Origin of the sequence: Pantanalinema rosaneae CENA516 (assembly GCF_050753385.1) — a bacterium.
Classification (GTDB): domain Bacteria; phylum Cyanobacteriota; class Cyanobacteriia; order Leptolyngbyales; family Leptolyngbyaceae; genus Pantanalinema; species Pantanalinema rosaneae.
The window spans coordinates 50,420-72,888 of the sequence record NZ_JBLZFZ010000007.1 but is presented as its reverse complement, the minus strand read 5'-3'; the positions used below and the strand labels follow the sequence as shown (position 1 = coordinate 72,888).

The 22,469-nt window shown below is 49.1% G+C and carries 21 protein-coding genes and 2 pseudogenes; 13 read left to right on the top strand and 10 right to left on the bottom strand.

The genetic code is table 11. From position 1 onward, the window contains the following. Positions 1–196: 196 nt before the first annotated feature. Positions 197–1,972 carry a mechanosensitive ion channel family protein gene (locus ACN4EK_RS05650; RefSeq protein WP_431656524.1) on the top strand — a complete coding sequence of 592 codons (1,776 nt, stop codon included), beginning with the start codon at positions 197–199 and terminating at the stop codon, positions 1,970–1,972. 322 nt (positions 1,973–2,294) lie between these two features. Then, the gene (locus ACN4EK_RS05645) at positions 2,295–2,867 is read left to right on the top strand and encodes a Uma2 family endonuclease (RefSeq protein ID WP_431656523.1); all 573 of its coding nucleotides are present in this window, start codon (positions 2,295–2,297) and stop codon (positions 2,865–2,867) included. A gap of 248 nt (positions 2,868–3,115) precedes the next feature. Here ACN4EK_RS05645 and ACN4EK_RS05640 read toward each other — a convergent pair whose 3' ends face one another. Further along, complete coding sequence (locus ACN4EK_RS05640) at positions 3,116–3,811, bottom strand: response regulator (protein ID WP_431656521.1); 696 nt, start codon at positions 3,809–3,811, stop codon at positions 3,116–3,118. A gap of 1 nt (position 3,812) precedes the next feature. Further along, positions 3,813–4,853, bottom strand: a complete 1,041-nt coding sequence (locus tag ACN4EK_RS05635; protein ID WP_431656520.1) for a sensor histidine kinase — start codon at positions 4,851–4,853, stop codon at positions 3,813–3,815. A gap of 432 nt (positions 4,854–5,285) precedes the next feature. Here ACN4EK_RS05635 and kdpA point away from each other — a divergent pair, with 432 nt between their 5' ends. From kdpA to ACN4EK_RS05605, 6 genes are all read left to right on the top strand, one after another. Further along, on the top strand, positions 5,286–6,980 hold the full coding sequence (gene kdpA, locus ACN4EK_RS05630) for a potassium-transporting ATPase subunit KdpA (RefSeq protein ID WP_431656519.1): 1,695 nt from the start codon (positions 5,286–5,288) through the stop codon (positions 6,978–6,980). A gap of 15 nt (positions 6,981–6,995) precedes the next feature. After that, a complete protein-coding gene (kdpB, locus tag ACN4EK_RS05625; RefSeq protein WP_431656518.1) occupies positions 6,996–9,152 on the top strand; it encodes a potassium-transporting ATPase subunit KdpB in 2,157 nt (718 codons plus the stop codon). An 18-nt stretch (positions 9,153–9,170) separates the two neighbouring features. Further along, positions 9,171–9,452 (top strand): potassium-transporting ATPase subunit F, encoded by a 282-nt coding sequence (locus ACN4EK_RS05620; protein WP_431656516.1) that lies wholly within the window; start codon positions 9,171–9,173, stop codon positions 9,450–9,452. Continuing rightward, a complete protein-coding gene (kdpC, locus tag ACN4EK_RS05615) occupies positions 9,452–10,054 on the top strand; it encodes a K(+)-transporting ATPase subunit C (protein ID WP_431656515.1) in 603 nt (200 codons plus the stop codon). Before ACN4EK_RS05620 ends, kdpC begins: the two co-directional genes overlap by 1 nt. 3 nt (positions 10,055–10,057) lie before the next feature. Next, positions 10,058–11,194 carry a universal stress protein gene (locus ACN4EK_RS05610; protein ID WP_431656513.1) on the top strand — a complete coding sequence of 379 codons (1,137 nt, stop codon included), beginning with the start codon at positions 10,058–10,060 and terminating at the stop codon, positions 11,192–11,194. A 96-nt stretch (positions 11,195–11,290) separates the two neighbouring features. Next, positions 11,291–11,632, top strand: a complete 342-nt coding sequence (locus ACN4EK_RS05605; protein ID WP_431656512.1) for an RpnC/YadD family protein — start codon at positions 11,291–11,293, stop codon at positions 11,630–11,632. 11 nt (positions 11,633–11,643) lie between these two features. Here ACN4EK_RS05605 and ACN4EK_RS05600 read toward each other — a convergent pair whose 3' ends face one another. Beyond that, positions 11,644–12,156 carry a M23 family metallopeptidase gene (locus ACN4EK_RS05600; protein ID WP_431656511.1) on the bottom strand — a complete coding sequence of 171 codons (513 nt, stop codon included), beginning with the start codon at positions 12,154–12,156 and terminating at the stop codon, positions 11,644–11,646. Positions 12,157–12,423: 267 nt separating this feature from the next. Between ACN4EK_RS05600 and ACN4EK_RS05595 the strand changes: the two genes are divergently transcribed. Together ACN4EK_RS05595 and ACN4EK_RS05590 are read left to right on the top strand one after the other, a co-directional pair. Continuing rightward, a complete protein-coding gene (locus ACN4EK_RS05595; RefSeq protein WP_431656510.1) occupies positions 12,424–13,056 on the top strand; it encodes a hypothetical protein in 633 nt (210 codons plus the stop codon). A gap of 11 nt (positions 13,057–13,067) precedes the next feature. Continuing rightward, positions 13,068–14,093 (top strand): hypothetical protein, encoded by a 1,026-nt coding sequence (locus ACN4EK_RS05590; RefSeq protein ID WP_431656509.1) that lies wholly within the window; start codon positions 13,068–13,070, stop codon positions 14,091–14,093. Positions 14,094–14,159: 66 nt separating this feature from the next. Here the strand turns inward: ACN4EK_RS05590 and ACN4EK_RS05585 are convergent. The 5 genes and pseudogenes from ACN4EK_RS05585 to ACN4EK_RS05565 form a co-directional block, all read right to left on the bottom strand. Further along, a pseudogene (locus ACN4EK_RS05585) lies at positions 14,160–14,288 on the bottom strand (DUF4351 domain-containing protein); the annotation flags it as partial. Positions 14,289–14,565: 277 nt separating this feature from the next. Next, positions 14,566–14,706 (bottom strand): hypothetical protein, encoded by a 141-nt coding sequence (locus ACN4EK_RS05580; RefSeq protein ID WP_431656508.1) that lies wholly within the window; start codon positions 14,704–14,706, stop codon positions 14,566–14,568. Positions 14,707–14,770: 64 nt separating this feature from the next. Next, a complete protein-coding gene (locus tag ACN4EK_RS05575) occupies positions 14,771–15,715 on the bottom strand; it encodes a hypothetical protein (protein WP_431656507.1) in 945 nt (314 codons plus the stop codon). Continuing rightward, complete coding sequence (locus tag ACN4EK_RS05570) at positions 15,651–16,544, bottom strand: HlyD family secretion protein (protein WP_431656506.1); 894 nt, start codon at positions 16,542–16,544, stop codon at positions 15,651–15,653. Before ACN4EK_RS05570 ends, ACN4EK_RS05575 begins: the two co-directional genes overlap by 65 nt. Then, positions 16,541–16,936 (bottom strand): ATP-binding protein, encoded by a 396-nt coding sequence (locus ACN4EK_RS05565; RefSeq protein ID WP_431656505.1) that lies wholly within the window; start codon positions 16,934–16,936, stop codon positions 16,541–16,543. The genes ACN4EK_RS05570 and ACN4EK_RS05565 overlap by 4 nt, the downstream gene beginning before the upstream one ends. A gap of 633 nt (positions 16,937–17,569) precedes the next feature. Here ACN4EK_RS05565 and ACN4EK_RS05560 point away from each other — a divergent pair. Beyond that, entirely contained in the window at positions 17,570–20,839 is a 3,270-nt protein-coding gene (locus ACN4EK_RS05560) for a recombinase family protein (RefSeq protein ID WP_431656504.1), read from the top strand. Between the two features lie 122 nt (positions 20,840–20,961). On the opposite strand, the pseudogene ACN4EK_RS05555 reads toward ACN4EK_RS05560, so the two are convergent. Next, positions 20,962–21,339 (bottom strand): annotated as a pseudogene (locus ACN4EK_RS05555) (transposase); the annotation flags it as partial. A gap of 97 nt (positions 21,340–21,436) precedes the next feature. Further along, on the bottom strand, positions 21,437–21,679 hold the full coding sequence (locus ACN4EK_RS05550; RefSeq protein ID WP_431656503.1) for a hypothetical protein: 243 nt from the start codon (positions 21,677–21,679) through the stop codon (positions 21,437–21,439). A gap of 133 nt (positions 21,680–21,812) precedes the next feature. Here ACN4EK_RS05550 and ACN4EK_RS05545 point away from each other — a divergent pair, with 133 nt between their 5' ends. Further along, on the top strand, positions 21,813–22,112 hold the full coding sequence (locus ACN4EK_RS05545; RefSeq protein ID WP_431656502.1) for a hypothetical protein: 300 nt from the start codon (positions 21,813–21,815) through the stop codon (positions 22,110–22,112). After that, the gene (locus tag ACN4EK_RS05540) at positions 22,099–22,368 is read left to right on the top strand and encodes a hypothetical protein (RefSeq protein ID WP_431656501.1); all 270 of its coding nucleotides are present in this window, start codon (positions 22,099–22,101) and stop codon (positions 22,366–22,368) included. Before ACN4EK_RS05545 ends, ACN4EK_RS05540 begins: the two co-directional genes overlap by 14 nt. Positions 22,369–22,469: the final 101 nt, after the last annotated feature.

Here is a 22,469-nt window from a genome sequence, read left to right as displayed (position 1 = left end):
GGATCTCACGGCTATCTTTCCAGAATTGAGGGAGAGCGACGATCGCATTCTCCTCTAGTCCACCGCGATCGCAGCTCGAGCAATCTACCTCAGTGGTGATATTTTGATAGCAAAATAGCTACTGCTCTGATCAGCCTCATACCAGTGGGGGTGCGTTATAAATTCCTTCAGCTTGCTATGTGCCCATCGTAACCTGATGCCCATTTCCTTAAGACAACTTTTAACGCTCGTCCTAGCTTTTGCGATCGCTCTGGGAATCACCTGGTCGGTGGGTCACCCCGTACAGGCTCAGTTCTCGTTACCGGAGGGATTTGGACAGAGTAACAATGTTAACCCACCAGCAAAAGTTGCCCGGTACGGCAACCTGGAAACAATAGCGGTAGACTCTCCACTCAGCCTTCGCCAATTGTTTACCATCGCCTCGCCCACGGTTTACGATCGCAGTCCTGCATCGTTGGCAGACCGACAGACCATTGAACAACGGGCGCAGGAGATCAGTGCCCGACTCTTGCTATTGCTTAACCGTCCAATGCAACCAGAGACATTAGAGTTTGATGTCTCACAACTCAATAACATCAAGATTATTCGAGCGCGGGATGCTCGATATCCTGAACCTCTAGTATTGATGTCTGTGACAGAGCTAGACGCTCAGTTTAACGGGCTTCCTGTGGATCAACTGGCAGAACAATGGCGCAGCACTTTAGAACAGGAACTCCGAACTGGGCTGAAAAATCTGCCGCAGAACCAGCAACGGGTCTGGCAAATTCTGCTCTGGCTGGTACTGTTGACCGCGATCGGTGTAACTCTCAAGTACGGTCTATCCCGCCGACAAAAGCAGTTGCGACGGCAAAAACAAGCGATTAATGCAGCACCCCTTCACAATGAACTGAATCCGCTTCCATCTGAAGGGACAGTGATCGCCCCCGAAGCCAGGCTGGTGCAAATGCGAAACCACCTGTTGCAGCGGCTATCACATTTGTTCCGTCTCGATTACCAACTCAGTTTACTAGACTTTGCCCAGTGGCTATCGTTCTGGTTGTTAATCCTTGCCTGGTATGGCGGCGGTCTGTGGCTGGCAGCGGTTTCGCCCTATTTGATCAGTGGGCAGTTCAGGTTTGTGGAAGTCCCACTTGATCTGTTAGCGGTCTGGTTCTTTACCGGGCTGTTGATTCGCGTCAGCCGATGGCTGATTGATCGCTTAGCTGTTCGCTGGCAAAAGACGGAGGTAAATCTTATCAGCCTGGGCGATACTCAACGTCATCAACTTCGGGTTTCCACGATTGCGGGTGCAACCAAAGGCTTGGTGACTATTGGACTGCTGACCCTGGGAGGGCTATGGGCATTGAGCGAGATCGGAGTACCGACAGCTTCCACTGTGGCAATTCTGGGCTTGTTGGCATTGGCAATCTCCTTTGGCTCCCGACGGTTGGTTGAAGATTTGGTGAATGGTTTTTTAATCCTGGCAGAAGACCAGTTTGCGATCGGCGATTACATTGATCTGGGAACGGTTTCTGGACTAGTTGAAAACCTGAATCTGCGAGTCACCCAACTCCGCAGTGGTAGCGGTGAAATGATCACCATTCCCAACAGCAAAATCAGCGAAGTGAGGAACCTGACGCGAGGATGGTCACGCGTTAATTTCAGCATTGATGTGGCATATCAGACTGATCCCGATCGCGCCCTGGCATTGATGCAGGAGGTAGCTCAGGGGCTATACAACGACCCAACATGGCACGACCAGATTGTGTCAGAACCGAAGGTGCTGGGCATTGACAGCGTTTCTCACAGTGGGATGACGATTACAACCTGGATTGAGACGCAGCCGGGTCAGCAGTGGGCTATCGGTCGAGAATTTCGCCTACGGGTACGACGAGCGCTCGAAGAACACGGCATCGAAATTGGTGTGCCGCAACAAACCTATGCGTTGGAACCACCTTTTGCAACTTCAAATCACAGTTCTAAAGCTGATTGACTGACAAATCTTTTGAGGGGTTGGCCTGGTCGCCCACCCTGCGGGAAGCAAGCTACACCCTAGCCCTCTCCTGTGGGAGAGGGAACCAAAAAACTGGATCGGCTTCCTTCTCCAACGGGGAGAAGGGTTGGGGATGAGGGCAAAGGAGTTTTGTCAGTCAACCAGGATAGGCACTCTAACAGCAGCCGATTAACCCAGTCTTCAAGGAAAACCATGAGTAAAGGTCAGAAGCCAATGGTAGGCACACGGGTATCCCATAGCGCGATCGCCCAAGCTTCGTCACAATAAAGGGTAAGCCTGACATCCGGAGCAGTCCCTGCCTATGATTGCCACTCCCCAACCACCCAGCATGACGATCGCTGAATATCTGGACTGGGAACCGCTCCAGGAACTTCGCTATGAATATAGCCACGGCACTGTCACCGCCATGACTGGCGGAACGATTCCGCACAATGACATAGCCCTTAACCTTTACCGTGCCCTTTATCCCCAGGTTCGCGCTCACGGCTGCCGCATTAATGTGGCTGATGTCAAAGTCGAAATCAGCAGCGATAGTCCCTACTACTACCCTGATGTTGTCGTAACTTGCGATCCGAGCGACCTGACTGCCCGGAAACTACTACGCTATCCCAAGCTGATCATTGAAGTGCTGTCTCCCGGCACAGAAGCCAAAGATCGCGGCGAAAAGTTCGCTCACTACCGCTCCAGCCCGACCTTGCAAGAATATGTTCTGGTTGAATCGGAGCAGATCGGTGTGGAATGCTATCGGCGGGGAGAGGGCAGGTTATGGCTGTACTATCCCTACACGGCTGGAGATATCATCACACTCGAAAGCATCGGTTTTAGTTGCCCGATCGAACTCTTATATGAAAATGTCACTTTTACAGACACCTGAATCCGCCTATTAAGGTAATAGCTCAACATCTTCATACAGCAACGCCAACGGAAATCGTAACTCCAAACTGGCTAAATGAATCTCCGTGGTTTGTATATCAGCTTCACTGCCGATATACTGCAAGCCGTGAGATCGCGATCGTCACAGGTGACAGATACATCGGCATAGTGAAATGAACCATTCTCCAAGCCGGCGATTTTGGCAGCACTGGTCAACCCCTTACACTATGCAGGCCCCAATATAGGACATTACAAATCGGTCGCCTTAGATAGTAGGTCTTCAGCTATCAGCTTTTCCTGAATAGCAAGAACAGCAGCCTGAGTGCGATCGCGCACATCTAGCTTCTGTAAAATGGCATGAACATGAACTCGTACTGTTCCTGGTGCGATGTATAGCACTTCAGCAATCTCTTGATTCGTTTTGCCCTCCGCAATTAAAGCTAGGATTTCCTGTTCTCGCCGAGTCAGAACAGGAGCCAATTTATCTGAATCACTTGCTGGTGTAGCACTGGCATTATTTTCAAAGGCAGCCCGAATCTCAGTTGTCGCCGCAGAATCCCACCAAGAAGCGCCAGCGGCGACTGATTGAATGGCAAGAATGAGCGTCTGTGATGGTGCACCTTTGAGGCAATAGCCTTGTGCTCCGACTTCGATGATGCGGTTAATCAATGCTTTTTGCGTGTGAGAAGTGAGCACCAGAACTGGAAGGTTTGGAGCTAACAGCCTGATCTGCCGACAAGCTTCAATTCCACCCAACCCCGGTAAACCAATATCTAGAACGATGATATTGAGCGAGTGGGATTTAACGATTTCGATCGCCGTTTCTCCATCCTCTGCTTCTGCGACAACTTCCAATCCCGGTTCTCGCTCTAGCCGCACCCGCAATCCAAGACGGAAGAGTTCATCATCCTCAACTAGAAGAATTTTGAGCGGTGGAGATGCCATCTTAAACAGAAAGGGAGGGATGATACGGAAAAGTCGGTAGCCGAAAGGCAAAGATTGCTCCAGTGGGTTGCCGATTCTCTGCCCAAATTGTACCGCCGTGGGCTTCGATAATTTGGCGAGATAGGTAAAGCCCCAAGCCTGACCCCTTTGCTTGGCGATCACTTTGTCCTTGATAGAACCGCTCAAACAGATGGGGAAGCTCATCTAGTTTAATGCCTGCCCCACTATCCTTGACCTTGACTGTCTGGTACGAGTGCCCTGCTTCAAGGACAACCTCAACCCGTTCACCACGAGGAGAATGGTTAATGGCATTCGTGAGTAGATTTGCCATAACTCGCTGAAGTTGTAGAGCATCTCCCTTGACCCAAAGGAATTGACGAAAGTCAGATGCTCCATAATGGAGAGAAAGATGAACTCGGCGGCTAGCAGCCAACTCTGTCATGGTTGCCTTAACCTCCTCTGCAACCTCAACCAGATCAACTGGGGCAAGATTCAACTGCAACCCTTCATTATCATTTCGGTAGACATCCAACAAGGTTTCGACCATTTGTAAGGTTGTTTTATGACTCCGCATCATGGTTGCCAAAACTCTCTGTTGACCTGGCTCAACCGAGCCAAAACTACCATGCTGGAATGCTTTGAGTGTTTCGATAGCTCCCAGTAGGGGAGTTTTCAAATCATGGGTTAAGGCTGAGGCAAAGTCCTCCCGGATGCTAGCTAACTTTTCCTGTGCCTCCAGTTTGGCTTGCTGTTGTAAGACTGTTTGCTGATAGAGGCGGTTGCGATCGCTCAATACTCCTGTCACGATCAGGGCTAGGGTGGCAATAAATCGACTGGCGATCGTGGGAGCCTTCACAGTTTCAATTCCTGGCAACCAAACATTCATCAGGGTGAGGATACAGGCAACCAGTGTGGCTTGAAAGGTCGTTTGACGACTCAGGTGAGCACTCGCCAACAAAATCGGACCAATGTAGAGGTAGCCAAATACATAATCAGGATGAGTTGCGTATTCCAGAAATAGAACTACTACAAAAAGTCCCACTACCAACCAGAATGTTCCTAAATGCCAATTTTTTGAACGAACGACACGTTGGAATTGCAGCATTTGGCTCCTCTAAAACAGAAAAGATGGTCGTTGAGCCAGTTCTATTCTCAAAAGTCTAGCGATTTTCAAGTGAAATCACCTGAAAATGAGGAACAGTTTGTGTTCAGATTCAAATTTATATTTGCAGATATAGACCTGACCTAAACACTTCTAAACGCTTTCTAAACACTCCCTTCTACGAACTATACCAGTGATCTAAAAATTGTAGTAAACGCCGCCCTATACCTTGTAATTTCTAAATTAGAGTTTCACCATCATTGAATAGAGGCAGTTAAAAGATTGATTTGTTAGTTCCTAATCAATAAGGAGGGGCTTAATAGTTCATCAATTAGCAATAGTCTCTTCACTGATGTCGGAGTTAAATAACTCATGTTGCAAGGATGGATTCAAATTGCGTTAACGCTGCTGATCGTAGTGGCAATTACGCCATTCTTTGGTCGCTATATGGCGCGGGTCTTTATGGGACAGCATACCGTTCTTGATCCGGTTGCAATTCCTCTAGAGCGGACTATTTTCTCGTTAAGTGGAGTACGCGCACGAGAAGAGATGACAGGCTGGCAATATGCGCGGGCAGTGCTGTATAGTAACCTGGCAATGCTGGTGTTCATCTACCTGATCTTCATGTTTCAGGGAATGTTGCCCTTCAATCCTACTGGATTGAGTGCGCCCTCTTGGGATCTGGCTCTGCATACGGCAATTTCTTTTGTCACCAATACCAATCAACAGCACTATTCAGGCGAGACAACTTTCAGCTATTTCAGCCAGTTTGCGGCTCTGGGTTTCATGATGTTTAGCTCAGCCGCGACGGGCATTGCCGTGGCGATCGCCTTTATCCGGGGGTTAACAGGCAGCCCCCTGGGAAACTTTTATGTTGATTTGATTCAGTCCATTACCCGCGTCCTGCTGCCAATCAGTATGGTAGGCGCGATCGTTTTTATTGCGGCAGGAATGCCTGAAACTCTGGCGGGTCCAGCGATTGTACCGACATTGGAAAATCCAGCAATCAGTCAGGCGATCGCACGCGGTCCAGTGGCTCACTTTGAAATTATCAAAGAATTGGGCGAGAACGGTGGCGGTTTCTTTGGTATCAATTCGGCGCATCCCTTTGAAAACCCCAATGGTTTCACCGATTTGATTGAACTGGTTGCCATTCTTTCCATCCCTACGTCGCTGATTATTACTTACGGCATTTTTGCCAATAATCTGAAGCAAACGTGGTTGGTGTTCAGCATTCCGCTTGCAATTCTAATTGGATTTATTGTCATTACAGCGATCGGTGAGTATCAAGGCAATCCTGCGGTGAATGCGTTGTTGGGTGGTCAAGCTCCAAACCTGGAAGGCAAGGAAGTTCGCTTTGGTTGGGCGCAGTCTGCCTTATTTGCAGTGTTTACCACGGCAAGCATGTGTGGAGCGGTAAACAGCTTGCATGATTCCTTTATGCCGAATGGCGGCTTTGTCACCCTGTCCAATATGTTTCTGCAAATTGTCTTTGGTGGACAGGGAACGGGAACGGCGTACCTGTTTGCCTACCTGATTCTGGCGGTGTTTGTTACAGGATTGATGGTAGGGCGCACCCCCGAATTTCTCGGACGCAAGATTGAGCAACGAGAAGTCGTATTGGCAAGTTTCCTGATTCTGCTGGTTCACCCGATCGCCATCCTGATTCCCACGGCACTGGCTCTTGCTATTCCTGGTGTATCCGGTATCAGCAACCCCGGATTTCATGGACTATCGCAAGTTGTTTACGAGTATGCATCTGCCGCAGCAAACAACGGTTCTGGCTTTGAAGGACTTGGTGATGCAACCCTTTGGTGGAATTTGAGTACCAGCTTCAGCCTGTTAGCAGGACGCTACATTCCCATCGTGGCATTGCTGCTGCTGGCAGATAGTATGTCTCGCAAGCAACCTGTCCCTGCAACGGCTGGAACGCTACGGACTGACACAGGATTATTCACCGGGGTAACGGCTGGCGTGATTTTGATTTTGGGCGCACTGACCTTTTTCCCGGCACTGGCGTTAGGTCCGGTTGCAGAGGCATTTCAAATCATCAACGGAATTGGGTAAGAGTTTTGAGGGTTTATGAAAACAAGAAACGGATCTTCTCCATCTACATCCTCTCGCCCGATTCGGGTTCCCAGCGGTCGTCGGGGCGATCGCAAACACACGCCCAAAGCTGATCGCAAAGGGTTGTATCAACGCGCAATTCGAGAATCGTTCGTCAAATTGAACCCACGAGTGGCAGTCCGAAACCCTGTCATGTTTGTGGTATGGCTGGGCACAATTATCACCTTACTTGTCACTATCAATCCCAATTTGTTTGGGACGGTTCAGGCAGATGTTGGGCAACAGCGATTGCTGAATGGCATTATCACCTTCATTCTGTTTTTCACCGTTTTGTTTGCCAACTTTGCCGAAGCGGTAGCTGAGGGACGGGGAAAAGCACAGGCAGATGCGCTGAAATCGACCCGTTCAGACACGATCGCGCGGAAACTCCTTCCCGATGGCACGATTCAGGATGTCAACTCAACCGAGTTGCGTCGCGGTGATCAGGTGAAGGTAATTGCAGGAGATGTGATTCCTGCGGATGGTGAGGTGATTCAGGGAATTGGCTCGGTCGATGAATCAGCCATTACTGGAGAATCGGCTCCAGTGCTGAAACAACCGGGTACAGACATTGCCAGTTCGGTGACAGGGGGAACTCGTCTGCTTTCCGATGAACTGGTTGTACGGATTACCTCTGATCCGGGGCAGGGCTTCATCGACCGCATGATTTCCCTGGTGGAAGGAGCCGAGCGCACCAAAACCCCGAACGAAATTGCCCTGACGGTCTTACTGGCAGTGCTGACCCAGGTATTCCTGATTGTCGTCGCCACAACTCCCTCGATTTCAGGATACATCGCGGACTTTTTAGACAGTGTGGCAGGAATCGCAACAGGCAATGATTTACGGGCTGGAACTAGCATTGCGATTCTCATTTCCCTGCTGGTTGCTCTGATTCCCACCACGATCGGTGGGTTGTTGAGTGCGATCGGCATTGCTGGAATGGATCGGGTGGCTCAGTTTAACGTCATCGCCACCTCTGGACGAGCCGTAGAAGCCTGCGGTGACGTAAATACACTGGTTCTAGATAAAACAGGCACAATCACGTTAGGGAACCGTCTAGCCGACGAATTTATCCCCGTCAATGGTCATTCTGTGCAAGATGTTGCCAATGTTTGTTTAGCTGCCAGTGTGTTTGATGAAACTCCAGAAGGGCGATCGATCGTCCAGTTAGCCCAAAAGCTAGGGGCGAAATTCGATCTGGATGGACAACCCGCAGAGGGCATTGAGTTTTCGGCTCGAACCCGGATGAGCGGCACTGACCTTGACAGTAAGGAGTACCGTAAGGGGGCTGTGGATGCGATTAAGGGATTTGTCCGCTCTCGTGGTGGTCAAGTTCCCTCAACGCTGGATGAAGCCTACGAGCGAGTATCTCGCTTGGGTGGAACTCCCCTCGCTGTCTGCCAGGGCAATGAAATCTATGGCGTAATTTACCTCAAGGACATTGTGAAACCGGGACTGCGAGAACGGTTTGACCAACTCCGACGGATGGGTGTCAAAACCATCATGCTGACTGGAGATAACCGCATTACGGCCTCTGTGATTGCTCAAGAAGCGGGAGTCGATGACTTCATTGCGGAAGCCACACCCGAAGACAAGATTGAGGTGATTCGCAGCGAACAGATTCAGGGCAAGCTGGTTGCGATGACCGGAGATGGTACGAATGACGCACCCGCTCTGGCTCAAGCTAATGTGGGACTGGCAATGAATTCCGGTACACAAGCTGCCAAAGAAGCCGCCAATATGGTGGATTTGGACTCTGACCCCACTAAATTGATTGACCTGGTAACGATCGGTAAACAACTCCTGATCACCCGTGGTGCATTGACCACCTTTTCTGTTGCCAATGACATCGCTAAATACTTTGCGATCATTCCCACTATCTTCGCGGCGGCGGGAATTGGTGCGCTTAACATCATGGGGTTGAAAAGTGCCCAGTCTGCGATCGTCTCTGCCCTGATTTATAACGCCTTAATTATTCCTGTCCTGATTCCGCTAGCTTTGCGAGGCGTACAGTTCCGTCCCCTCACAGCCGATCAACTGCTGCAACGCAATATTTTGATTTACGGTCTGGGTGGCATGATTGCGCCGTTCATTGCGATTAAGGCGATCGATCTGATTCTGCCATTTTCCTAACCCTTCAAAAATTCTTCTATGAAACTCAATCCTCTAAAACCATCGCTCCCCTTGCTGGAAACAACCACTCAATCCCTTAAGTTTGTTTCAGAAGTCTGGTCAGAATGGCGCAGACAAAAACTGCCATTGTATTTATTTCTGGCATTGTGTTTCAACCTGCTCGTTGCTCCTGTTGTTTATGCTGCCAGCGGCAATGAATTCTCTCGGACTCAAGCCTGGGCACTAGGGCTTTTGGGTTTGGGAATCCTGGCACTGTCAGTCTATTTGTTCTTTGTCATGTTCGTACCGGAGAACTTCTAATGAGTTTTGCACACGAGGCAGGTAGAGCCATTCGATCGACCCTGGTACTCTGGGTCATCACCGCTCTGATTTATCCACTGGTAATGGTTGCCATCGGGCAGATCGCCTTTCCTTTCCAAGCAAATGGCAGCATCTTGACCAATGCTCAAGGTCAGCCTGTCGGATCAGCGTTGATTGGACAGCCCTTTACGAGCGATCGCTATTTCAACAGTCGCCCCAGTACCACCAGCTACAGCACGGCTGATCCAAGCAAGGATGAAGCTAATATTCTCAAAACGGGCGTGTCAGGCGCAAGTAATCTGGCTCCATCTAATCCTGAACTCCTTAAGCGAGTTCAAGAAACCACAACTCAATTGAAACAGGCGGATATTCAGCCCACTGCCGATCTAGTTTATACCTCTGGCTCCAGCCTTGACCCTCACATCACGCCCGAAGCCGCTAGAGCGCAAATTACGCGGGTAGCAACTGCACGGAATCTGCAACCTAATCAACTCGAAGACCTGATCAATCAAAACACGGATGGTCGCTTCTTAGGCATTTTTGGTGAACCAGGGGTGAACGTGCTGAAGCTCAATCTAGCTCTTGATGCAGTCGGTAGCTAAACCATGTACTACTCATCCAATCCGTCACCTGACAGCACCTACATTCGTCCTGCCTATCGGGGCAAGCATAAAATCTTCATCGGCATGGCTCCCGGTGTCGGCAAAACGTACCGAATGCTGGAGGAAGGGCATCGGCTCCGGCAGGAAGGAATTGACGTGGTGATTGGGCTACTCGAAACTCACAATCGCCAGGAAACTGCACAACGGGCTGAGGGGCTAGAAATAGTTCCCCGACAGCAAATTAGCTGCTCTGGCGTTATTTTGTCTGAGATGGACACGGACGCAATCCTGGTTCGCCAACCGCAACTGGTTCTGATTGACGAACTCGCTCACACCAATATCCCTGGTTCTCAGCGAGAAAAACGGTATCAGGATGTAGAAGTCATTCTGACCTCGGGGATTGATGTGTACTCAACCGTCAATATTCAGCATCTAGAGAGTTTAAATGACCTAGTTGCCCGAATTACGGGGGTTGTAGTCAGAGAGCGAATCCCCGATCGCCTGTTGGAGGAAGCGGGTCAGGTTGTGGTTATTGATGTTACACCGGAGACTCTAGAGGATCGCCTCAGAGACGGTAAAATTTACGCTCCTGAAAAGGTTGACCAATCCCTGCAAAATTTCTTCCAGCGGCGTAACCTGATTGCCTTGAGGGAACTAGCTTTACGAGAAGTCGCTGACAATATTGAAGAAGATGCGCTTGAACAAGCATCGAATGGCACAAAAGCTGGCGCTCCGGTTTGTAGCATTCATGAACGAGTGTTGGTTTGTGTATCAACCTACCCGAATGCAATTCAACTGATTCGACGGGGCGCTCGGATCGCTGGTTATATGCACGCGCCCTTCTACTGTCTGTTTGTCGATGATCCCGATCGCTTTTTGACTAAAACAGAGAGTTTGCACATTGAAAATTGTGAAAGACTCTGTAAAGAATTTGATGGAGAGTTTATTCGAGTGACAAACCAGGACAAAGCGAAAGCGATCGCGGAAGTTGCCAAAGACTATTACATCACCCAAATTGTCATTGGAGAGAGCCAGCGATCTCGATGGAAACTAATGTTGAGTGGATCACTGACCCATAAACTGTTGCGATCGCTCAGAAATATTGACGTCCATATTATCTCAACAGATAAGGAACGTTAAGATCTCTGTCAAACACCTTACACTACTGACATCTTCCTGCGATCGCCGGAACTATTTCCCTTTGCCGTTCTTAGCCAAACCGTCGAGCCGACCCAAGTGCTACAGCAGGTTGCCCAAGCGATCGATCAGTTGGACGATCGACGAGTGCAAAGTAACCTCAGTGCCTCTGCCTATGTGCTGGCTGGACTAATATTGGAGAAAGAGGTGATTCGACGAATATTGCGGAGGGATCTAATGCAAGAATCTGTCACTTATCAAGAGATTCTGGAAGAAGGTCGAGAAAAAGGGGTAGAAGAAGGGAGCCGCGTCAAGGCACAACAGATCGCCATCAATTTACTGGGTGAAGGCATGTCACTTGACCTAATTGCCCGTGCTACAGGACTCACGATCGAGGAAATCCAGCAACTTTCATCCAGTACCTTTGAGCAAGGGGAATAAGTCAGTTTCACCTAACGCCGCTGCGCCACATTCGCTCTAGAGGGCAGATAGGCGATCGGGTCTACCGCTCCCTGCCCCGGCAACACAATCTCAAAATGGCAATGCGGTCCCGTCGATCGCCCGGTACTCCCCAACTCCGCAATCACCTGTCCCTGGCTCACCTGTTCCCCCACCCGCACCAACACCCGGCTGTTATGGGCATAGCGAGTGAGCGAACCATCTGTATGTTGCAATTCCACTAAATTGCCATACCCACCCTCATTCCATCCGGCATAGGTCACCGTTCCCGCCGCACTGGCGACGATCGGGGTTCCCGTTGCCGCCGCCAGATCAATGCCCTTGTGCATCCGTCCCCAGCGGTGACCAAACCCAGAGGTCAATACACCTTGAACCGGGTAAATATAGGTCGGGTACGGATCAATCGGCTCGGTTGTTGCCGCGATCGTCGGTAAGGCGGGTGTCGATTTGGGTGCGATCGTTAATGCGAAACCAATTGCTAAGGTCGTAATCAATTGAGATTTCATGGAATGAGTCAGCGATCAGAGCAACGTTTCTGTATTGCCCAATTCCACACCATGCATAGGGTAGATTCGCGCAAAAAAGCGATCGCCGGATCAAATCGAGCGATCGCTACTGTCGTGATGTGAAACGCACTCTCCTGAACTCGCCCAGCTCCCGCGATCGTTCCCCCATCCCACGACACTGGATGTCGTAAATTCGCGGATGTGGTCTACCGCCGTTGGTGAGTACAGGTGAGCTGTTCTTGACTTAGGATGCCCAATTTCACTCTCATGAAGCTGAACTCTTCTCGCAGCGGCGCCGTTGCCCTGCTGACGATCGCTAGCGTACTGGGTACGACGTTCGCCGCGATCGCCGCTCCCCCACCCGCCGTCTACAAAACCACCGATGGTGAAGTCGTGATGCACTCTGGACTCACTGCCAATCAACAGGTTGCCGTGGAATATCCCAATATTCCTGCCCAGCGATCGCTGAAAGCCGATTATTGCGGCATGGTGACGGTTCCCAGTTCCGACACGCAACCGATCGGCAGTACCGTCACAGTAGATAGCACCGCCATTACTGTCTCCAGCCTGCCAGTGCAAACTAAACCTCGATGTGTGAATAACGTTTTGGCAGAAGCTCGTCCGGCTAACTTCAAGCTCTCGAATGGTTCTGTCGTCGTCGTTGGTAAAACACCGGGAGTGACCTATACTGCCACCTTCGATGGCTCGAATACCGTGCGGCAGGTGCGGGCGAATAGCTGCGGGTTTATGGTCGTGCGACCCAATGCCACCTATCCCATTGGGACTAGCCTCAACGTAGACGGCACCGCTTACACCGTCTCCAGTTTAGTCAGTGATGCCGTACCCCTCTGCCGCACCGCCAACGGCACTAGCGTTCGGTATAACCCCGCCTCTTGGTAGTCCAGCCGCGTATGACGATCGCAGTTAGAGCCTGGTTGACTGCGATCGCCGCGCTGTTAGGAATTGCGATCGCTCCTGCTGCTGCGATCGAGGTCTACCAGGATCAGCAGGGAGAGATTTATCTGTCTGGGTTTCAGCCCAAAGAACTGGTGAGTGTCGCCTATCAGGAACTGCCCAATCAGATCACCACCCGTTCCAGTGGCAGTTGTAACATTGTGCGATTACCCGATCGGGGGTTCTATCCCTGGGATCAGGTGCAGATTCTCGATGGCGACACACCATTACTCACCATTCCCAGAGGCAGCCAGCTTCCCCAAACCACGTCAACGCAGTTTTGTCGCGGTACACAGAAGAACGAGGCACTGCCCTGGCAATCACTGGGGAATGGCATCTATGGACTGCAAATCTTTGGTCGCGCGATCGTTCTCGCAGGCTTACCCTTTAAACCCCTGACTGCCCAGGATCAACAACCCAAACTCCGACTGAAAGCCGCTGATACCTGCGGTATTCTCAAGCTGACCGAAACTCCCACCTTTCCCCGCGATCGCTTAGGCAATTTCTACTTTTACTCCACGACCACCATTCCCGCCCCGTCCGGTACGTTTAATCGCACAACACTACCCGTTCGGAATGCGCCTGATCTCTGCCGCAAAGGAGTCAGCTATAAACCCTGTGCCGCGATCGATGCCACCTGTACCGCCGCTGGTTCTGGTTATGCCGGAGACGGCAGTAGCCATTCCAACTCCCATTCCGGCGGTAGCAGCAATACAACAGGGGGAGGTACGAGCGTGATCACCTATCCCGAATTCTTCACTGTGAATGGGGATCTCTGGTATCGCGGTAATCCCAATACAACCTATGGTGCAGATGATGGCGAAGTCTGGCGATCGGCGACTGCGAATGCCTGCGGCGATGTCAATCTGGGCTGGTGGGCCTGGAACGTGGATCTGTACCGCCTTGGTAGCCCGAATGTGTTGGTCAAACATACCCCGGAGTTTGGCACCGCCCCCGATCGCAGCGCTCCCAGTTGCCCGTAAATGATGCACCGGATCGAAATCCTTCCACCTCCTGTAATGGAGGTTTTTTTGTCGCTGCGATCGGGCTTACTGATTTGCCTGTAACCACCCATCAAGGTCAGCGATCTCGTGAAAGTCTAGTAACGCTTCACCCAATGACTCTAACTGAGCCAGGGACAGAGCTTCAATCTGCGATCGCACGGATACAGGCAGTTCCCCGACACGCCGACAGTTTTCGCCCCCCTAGCCCCCCAATTCTGGGGGGAATTAGAACTTTCAAAGTCCCCCAGAATATAGCCTGCGGCATTGTAGAAAGGGGGATTTAGGGGGCAAGAGAGGCTTAACCATCAAACAGATGACTTGTGTGTATACAGTAGCCAATTCTGAGGGGAACAGGAGGCAAAGTCCCCAGGATTGGGGTTAAAGCCCTACGGGCATACTAGAAAAGGGGGCTGACTGAATTGACAAGTGTGGTGCATCCATTTGAGAACGGCTATAGAACAAATTCCAACATCGCCATGATCTGATTGGTCCAAACGGTATCGATCCAAATATAGGCAACAAACCCCAGATCCGCCACGACTTGAAAGATGAGAAGAAGAATGATTAATCGACGATACCGAAATGACTTCATAATTGACATCCCATGTTTAACTTAAAGTACCCATTGATTGCCTACATGCTGCGATCGCGGCTGTCTATTCCTCCGCCGTACTGCCCAATACCATCAACTTCAGGCGAACCAACTGCGATCGCAGAGTCGCCCAACGTTTGAAGGTAGTGGCTTTCTCACGATCAAGCGCGGATAGATTGCCCAGGAACTGCACTGTATCCCCTTTGCCCAAACGGTAATCCACCTCAATAATTCGGGTGCGTAATCGTTCCCGTTTGACGATTTCCTGACTGACTTGAAACTCCCGGCGAGTCACATCAAATTCCAACAGTTGTAACACTACCGCTTCCCGCAATTGGGCGATCGCTTTCGCCTTCTCCTGTTCAATCTGTGCCACCTTGACTTGCAAATCACTAATAGCGATCGCCCGTGCCTGGGCTTGATCATTAGAACGGGTGACACCCTCCAGTAACGGAATGCCGATCAGGGAAATGATTTTGTTAATGCTGGAAACCGGAGACGCGAGAATACCAACCAGTTTCTCAAAAAATCCCCGCTGCTCGGTTTTGGCTGGTTGTCCTGCCGCTGCCGCCCGAGTGATGGTATCTTCCTGCACGTAATACTGCACGATCGGCTTGAGAACACCCAGTTTCACCGATTGCTCATTCCGACTGCGAGCCGCTTCAATCTTCTGGTTAATGTCCTCTACCCGTTCTGTGATTTGCTTCAAGGTCAGGTTGTTGGCGATCGCTCGGGCTTGCAACTGCTGAATACAGGCGACCGAAGTATCCAAACACGGTAATCCTGCCTGCATCCCTTCCCACAAGTCATCATGCAGTTTCAATTCAATCAACCGATCGAGCGAATTCCCGGCGGGTGTCAGGGGGTTGGCATTGTCCTCGATCGGGGTCGGTGCTTCACTACCATCTGATTCCAGTTCCCCAGAATCGATCGCTTCAGTAGTATCAATTTCTTCCTGGGCTGGCGGATTGGCGGGAGGCGGGACGGGAATGGGCGGTTGGGCTAGCACCGGAGGACTCAGCCACAACCAAAATAAGCTCCACAGTAAGAGTTTGGTCGGTCTGCCCAATAATCTTAAGACGTTGAATGCTGCCACTGTAGGGACTCCTAACGGCGGAAAGGGTGGATAGTTGAACTTGGAGTTGCGATCGCTGGGCTTCGAGTTCTGCTAATTGCCCCTGCTGCTGGAGTTCTTGCTGGCGTAACGCGATCGCTCGTTTAGACAGTTCCAGGGAGTGTAAATATTCGTCGTGTTGGCGTTCCTGTTGCGCCTGCCCTACCGTTGCCCGTGCTAGTTCCAGGTCGGCTTGGGCTTGTTGCCATTGCCGCTGGCGATCGTTGAGGAGTTCCTGTTCATGGGGAATCGTCGCTTCCGGCAGGTCAGCACTGGGCATGGATTGTAGTAAATCCAGCTTGCGTTGTTGTTGCTGAAGATTGCGCTCGGCTTCACTTACCTTCAGTTTGCTCCGCTCCACATCCGCCACTTCAGTTAGAAATGCCGCTGGGGGTAAGCCTGCTATCTCCGGCACGGGTTGGGTTTGCAGAGCAATAATCTGCTCAATCCGGCGTTGCACCTCTCGCTGTTGCCACTCCAACCGGGTACGATCGCGAACTCGATCGGCAAGAATCTGACCAGCGGTAACGGTGTCGCCTTCCTTTACCTTCAGATCCTCGGGAGCCGATAGCGTTAACTTGATCTGAAACCGTCGCACCGATGGACTGACAGGAACAGGTAACGGAGTCTCTGCCACGGCTGGACTGGGCAAAGAAGAAACTGCCGGAGTGCTACAACTGGCGATCGGGAATAACAGCACACTAATCAACACCCATCGCTTCATGCCTGCACCCGCTCGTAGTAGGGCACAATTTCCACCACCTTCGCCTCTGTACCAAACCGACAGAGCGCCTGTAACGGTTGCAATCCTGCCACCTTACCCTCGGCAAATCGAAACTTCTTCGCCACCTTGCCCACTTCCGTTTGATCCACAGGCAGCACAATCTTGGTACTGGAATTGCCAATCACATCCGCTGACAAATGCCGTTCCGATTGCGATGCCAGCAGTAATGCCAAGCCATACTTCCGCCCATCGGCAATGATGCGATCGCAGGTAGACTCTTTCCCATTCGGCATTTCCTTCGCTTCATCAATTCCCAAGAACGTGCGGGGAATCTTCCCAGTGATCTCGCCCAGCAATCGGTGGTTGTCCATTAGTTGCTTCGCAAAGGTCACGAGAAGATACCCCACAAGGGTACTTCAACAACATAACGATTACCAATCCAATCCATCCTCTCTATGGTCAATCATTGTCTGTTCGCCATGTCCGGCGTTTACAAGGCTCTGATGAGTTTCTACAGATCATTGTGAATCACCCGGATGGGGGCTATTTCTCCGTCTCACTTGCCGACATCAATTTGCCGTGCGAGAGATTGAATTCCAATCCCATAAGCCTTTTTGACATAGAAAAGCTATTGCAATTAGCTCAAATTATATCTGTCGCGTCGACAGGTTTTAATTAAGAGGCGGTACTACTGGTTACTGAACGCTCAAAATTGAGAGATTGCCAGTAAAAAGTAGTACCATGCTCCCCCCCAAAAACAATAGTTATTTCCCCTCCAAATCAGATGGGCATTTTGAAAGATTAGTCAATCTGGTTACACATCTGATCAGCAAGATGCTCGACCCCTCAGACTGTCTGCAAGCACCCACTGGGACAAGTGGCGAAGAAACTCCACACAGCACTCATGAATCAGTGGAAGCAGGAAATCTTGATGAATCATCAAGCTAACACTACTCCCTCTCATGCTGCTCCGCTACACATCATATGTGCTCAAAACAAATCCTTGAAACGGAAGTTAGTAAGCTATGGAATCTCATTCTAAAATTCATCCTGAGCATCTAGACCGTATTGCGATTGTTTATTTGAGGCAGTCTACTCCACAGCAAGTCAAGAACAACCGCGAAAGTACAGCGCTGCAGTACTCACTGGCAAAACTTGCTGAAAGATACGGTTGGCAGCCATCAAAGGTCTTGGTGCTCGATGAAGACCTCGGTAAGAGTGGCCGATTCTCTTATAACCTAGAGGCTTTTCAAAAAATGCAACACATGATTGCTCAAGGGCAAGCGGGTGCCATCTTTGTTACAGAAGCATCTCGAGCTACTCGTTCTCAAGCGTCATGGCTATTTATTCTTGAAATTGCTGCTTACACCAACACTTTAGTCATTGATACAGAGGCGGTCTACGATCCAAGGGATATAAATGATCAGCTTGTTCTAGGGATGAAAGGTACTTTCAGCCAAATAGAACATCACCAGATCACTCAACGAACACTCCAAGCTAGGCAAAGTATGGCGGCAAGGGGTGAATTGCGGCACTATGTTGCTACTGGCTATAAATATAATGCACTGGGAAAACTAGAGTTTGATCCAGATGTGAAAGTTCAAGAAATGATCCTGTTCATTCATAAAAAATTCCGCGAACTTGGTTCTTCTTGGAAAGTTCTGAAGTTTTTTAATGAGCAAAAAATTTTAGTTCCAGTGAAGAAAACATCAAGTGAACATATTATAGAATGGAAGCCCATGACTGCAAGCTACCTGTCGGGAATGCTAAAAAACCCCATTTATGCGGGTACCTATGTTCATGGTCGAACTAAAGTTGATGTAGTGTTTGAATTAGGCAAGCCTCGTAAAACGAGGAAACGCTTACCTCGTAAAGAATGGAAACATATATTTCTTGATGCTCACCCAGCCTATATTAGTTGGGAAGAATTTCTACAAAACGAACAACTGCTAGCTCAAAACACTACCAAGTTCACTCCCAATGGTCATAGCGGTCCTGCTAGGGAAGGGGCAGCTTTGTTACAAGGCATTGTCTTATGTGGTAGCTGCGGGCGTAGAATGTTTACTCGCTACAAGGAAGGAAAGAAAAAAAATCTTACTTCTTATATTTGTAGTTTACGCCAAATCACAGAAGGTTGCCAATATTGTGCCAGAATTCCAGCAGATGCGATTGATCAGGCAATAACAAACCATGTTTTAGAACTTGTTAATGAAGAAGAGCTAGATTTCTCTTTAGCAATTCTTGATAAATTTGAACAGGAATTCAACCAGGAGGAACGCTTGTGGCAGATTAAGTTACAGAAAGCTGAGGAAGCGGTAGAGCAGGCAGAATGGTATTACAAAATGGCAAATCGTGAGCATACTCATGTTTGTTCCATCTTGAGCCAGGAATGGGATGATGCCGCTCAGCAACTTAAGGATCTTGAACAGAGTTATGAACAAGCCAAATCGAAGGAAAAACTTAAATTGTCTGCCGAGCAGAAGCAACACATTCTGCGCTTAGCTCAAGACCTACCGAGCTACTGGAATAGCCCGACAACAACAATTCAAGAACGAAAAGAGCTTCTGCGGTTACTCATTAAGCAAGTTCTACTTGAGTCTATTCAGGAGCCTGAGCGAAAAACACACATCAAGGTTCTTTGGCATACTGGAGCAGTAACTGAGTTTACGATTGCTCGTACAAAAAAGCCGCGTCTAGATAAAACTCCTGATTTTCTTATTGAGCAGATTCGGTTCTTAAGTAGTGAAAGAACTGATGCCGAAATTGCAAATGAATTGAATCAGCAGGGTTTTGTCACGGGGGTAAGGAAACCCTTTACAAAGACAGCTGTATATTTCATAAGACAGAAATATAATATACCGAAAGGTAATGTACGCAAAACCTCTCCTCAAATTATTGAGGAAGTTCGGTCTCTAGTGATAGTCGGTAAATCTGATGCCGAAATTGCGAATGAATTGAATCAGCGGGGCTTTGTCACTGGAGCTAAGAATCCCTTTACAGAAGCAGCTGTGTTTCGTATTCGCCATCAAAATAACCTGCCTAAATATTCACATAGAACTCCCGATTTTCTCATTGAACAGATTCGTTCCTTGATCGATGAAAAAACTAACGCTGAAATTGCACATGAATTGAATCAGCGGGGTTTTGTCACTGGAACCAGGAAACCCTTTACAGCAGAAGCTGTACGTCTTATTCGGCAGAGATATAATCTACCTAAAGGGAATGCACGTAAACCCTCTCTTCAGACTATTGATGAAATTCGGTCTTTAGCAATAGCCGGTAAATCTGATGTCGAAATTGCGCATGAATTGAATCGGCGGGGTTTTGTCACTGGAACCAGGAAGCCCTTTACAGCAAGGATAGTTTCTGAAGCCCGTCGTACCTACAATATATGTAGAGTGAATCCCCGAAAAACCTCCGATTCTATCATTGAGGAGATTCGGTCTTTAGTTAATGAAAAAACGGATGCCGAAATTGCTGATCAATTAAATCAACGGGGGTTTGTAAGTGGAGCAAGGAAGCCATTTACGGAAAAGACAGTCTATCAACTTCGGCAAACCTACAATTTACCTAAATCTTCGAGCCAATTCTCCGATGCTGTCATTGAAGAAATTCGCGCCTTAATGAATGAGAAAACAGATACTGAGATTGCGAATGAACTCAATCAACGAGGCTTTTTGAATCAAAGAAATAAACCATTCACAAAATCAGCGATCAATAAAATCCGACACCACCATAATTTAATCAGAGAAAACTCATCCCAGATCTCACCGCATGTGGTTGAGAAAATTCGGTTCTTAATCAAGGATAAAACGGATGCTGAAATTGCTGATGAGTTGAATCAAGGAGGCTTTGCAAATGGAGCTAAGAAGCGGTTCACAGAAGGTGGAGTACGTTGGATTCGCCACGTTTATGACCTGCCTAAATATTCCGGGCAATCTCTCACTTCTCTTAGTAAACAAATTCAAGAGCTAATGAATGAGAAAACGGATGCTGAAATTGCTGATCAATTAAATCAACAGGGCTTTGTGAATCGAGCCAAGAACCCCTTTACAAAAGACAATATCCGAAGAATTCGACTTAAATATAATTTATTGAGGGATCATGAATGCAACTCTAACCACGTCGTTGAAGAGATCCGTTCTTTGATGGATGGAAAAACGGATGCTGAGATCGCTGCCGAATTAAATCAGCAGGGCTTTGTGAATCGCAGAAATAAACCGTTTAATGCAGCATCAGTAGCTACGGTTCGTTATAGACATAACTTACTTAAAGCAAGACTCCGAACCGGATGAAGCGGCTATGATACCGTAGGAATGTCGGCTTTCGTAATTGGGATGAGATTTAATCAACATTGGATTCAGGTCTAACGGGTCAATCAATTGCGGTTGTGTCAGGTGCTCAGCCCCCGCGCCTATAGCACCAGAATCTTCTCATCAAGCCCAGCCAATCGGCGCTGGTGCTTGGGCACCAGAACGGGTTCAAACTCGCCGTTCCGATCTCGTGGGATTGCCAAGTCCATCTCCCTGTGGTCTGACTGGATGGTCTTTTTCGAGTAGCCGTTGCGGCTATGGCCACGGGGTAAGCTCTCTGAGTTTAGGGCGTCAAGCTCAATCTCCTGTTCACCCTTGAGATGGTGGTTCAACTCCCCAGCCAACGCTTGTTCAATCAGCCGTTTGCTCAGTTGTTTGAGCAAACCCAATTCACCCAAACTATCTTCTGGGGTCTGGCAATCTGCCAACAACTCATCGAGTATCTCATTCACGCGGTTGGGCTCTTTTTTCTTCCGTGCCATGATGCGGTCTCCTGAATTACGGGGATTTTAGACCGCTTACACAAAATCTTGAACAGTCTCTTTGAATCCTCAGTTCTGACAATTTTATCAGTGCTGCCTAGTGATGTTTCTCTAGCCACGAGGCTACAGCTTGCTGTAAAGCGGTTTCTGGGTCAATTCCCATCGATTCACATTTCTCGATTAGCACCTCAACCTGATCTTGAATTCCTAGCCAAAATTCGATCGCCTCCTCAACCCCTTGCTGCTGACTCATTTCGCGTTTGGCACAAGCGACATCCAACGCGATCTTCTTTGAGCGCGGTAGTCTACCACGAATATCCCTTTTCTCTTCACTATCCATAGTCAACCAAAACCCTTGAGTAGGCCAATTTTCGCATGGCAATTTGACGAAATTGCTAAATGCGGCAAAAATATTTTTGCCGCATTAGGACATTTGTACCATAATGAGTAGAACCTTCATTTTGTGCAAACTTATGCAGCAAGGATTAGACTCTGCCTTAAATGATGTGGCAGCCCAGAGAATTTCTGCCTCCCTGCCAATCCCCAAGTTTGATTTGGGCGATCGCGTCTATTGGTTCCGCGTCACTACCCAAGACTTCGGAGTGGTGGTTAAGCGATTCTATGGAACGGAAGGTAGTGTGGAAGGACTGGGATGGCACTATACTGTCCGCCTTGACCCCGATAGTCCTTCCTTTGAATACTGCAAGACTGATGACGGGTTTGAAGCGGATTTAGCATTAGTGGAATCTGGAGAAGCTAATGCGATTGAGTGATGCCCAAATTCAACTAATGGAGCAGTTTTTAGCTCTACCGTTGCTCTCTCCGGATGATTTTGCGGCTCGATGGACAGTCAGTTATCACCAGATCGCCCAAATCTGCTGTTGTTCAATCTCAACTGTTGAGCATTGGTTTAGTACAGGAACTGGGCGGCGATCGCCTGCTGCCAGTTATCAGAAATTGTTGGCGATCGCCGACTTCCTCTTAAGGAATACTGACTCCGTCCACATCTGGAGGCAGCTTTGGCAATAAGTTGAAGAACGATTGCGATAAAAGTTGTCAGATCGACAAGTAGCTTGTTGCTCCGACAGGAATTTGGCGGGTATCCACTCTAGGGTAGCAAGTGCAGGCTT

Excerpts from the sequence above, each read along its gene's own strand:
- ACN4EK_RS05560 (WP_431656504.1), top strand. The coding sequence starts at position 17,570 with ATGGAATCTCATTCTAAAATTCATCCTGAGCATCTAGACCGTATTGCG.
- ACN4EK_RS05645 (WP_431656523.1), top strand. The coding sequence starts at position 2,295 with ATGATTGCCACTCCCCAACCACCCAGCATGACGATCGCTGAATATCTG.
- ACN4EK_RS05650 (WP_431656524.1), top strand. The coding sequence starts at position 197 with ATGCCCATTTCCTTAAGACAACTTTTAACGCTCGTCCTAGCTTTTGCG.
- ACN4EK_RS05640 (WP_431656521.1), bottom strand. The coding sequence starts at position 3,811 with ATGGCATCTCCACCGCTCAAAATTCTTCTAGTTGAGGATGATGAACTC.
- ACN4EK_RS05620 (WP_431656516.1), top strand. The coding sequence starts at position 9,171 with ATGAAACTCAATCCTCTAAAACCATCGCTCCCCTTGCTGGAAACAACC.
- ACN4EK_RS05595 (WP_431656510.1), top strand. The coding sequence starts at position 12,424 with ATGAAGCTGAACTCTTCTCGCAGCGGCGCCGTTGCCCTGCTGACGATC.
- ACN4EK_RS05580 (WP_431656508.1), bottom strand. The coding sequence starts at position 14,706 with ATGAAGTCATTTCGGTATCGTCGATTAATCATTCTTCTTCTCATCTTT.
- ACN4EK_RS05590 (WP_431656509.1), top strand. The coding sequence starts at position 13,068 with ATGACGATCGCAGTTAGAGCCTGGTTGACTGCGATCGCCGCGCTGTTA.
- kdpC (WP_431656515.1), top strand. The coding sequence starts at position 9,452 with ATGAGTTTTGCACACGAGGCAGGTAGAGCCATTCGATCGACCCTGGTA.
- kdpA (WP_431656519.1), top strand. The coding sequence starts at position 5,286 with ATGTTGCAAGGATGGATTCAAATTGCGTTAACGCTGCTGATCGTAGTG.
- ACN4EK_RS05545 (WP_431656502.1), top strand. The coding sequence starts at position 21,813 with ATGCAGCAAGGATTAGACTCTGCCTTAAATGATGTGGCAGCCCAGAGA.
- ACN4EK_RS05600 (WP_431656511.1), bottom strand. The coding sequence starts at position 12,156 with ATGAAATCTCAATTGATTACGACCTTAGCAATTGGTTTCGCATTAACG.
- ACN4EK_RS05570 (WP_431656506.1), bottom strand. The coding sequence starts at position 16,544 with ATGAAGCGATGGGTGTTGATTAGTGTGCTGTTATTCCCGATCGCCAGT.
- ACN4EK_RS05610 (WP_431656513.1), top strand. The coding sequence starts at position 10,058 with ATGTACTACTCATCCAATCCGTCACCTGACAGCACCTACATTCGTCCT.
- ACN4EK_RS05550 (WP_431656503.1), bottom strand. The coding sequence starts at position 21,679 with ATGGATAGTGAAGAGAAAAGGGATATTCGTGGTAGACTACCGCGCTCA.
- kdpB (WP_431656518.1), top strand. The coding sequence starts at position 6,996 with ATGAAAACAAGAAACGGATCTTCTCCATCTACATCCTCTCGCCCGATT.
- ACN4EK_RS05540 (WP_431656501.1), top strand. The coding sequence starts at position 22,099 with ATGCGATTGAGTGATGCCCAAATTCAACTAATGGAGCAGTTTTTAGCT.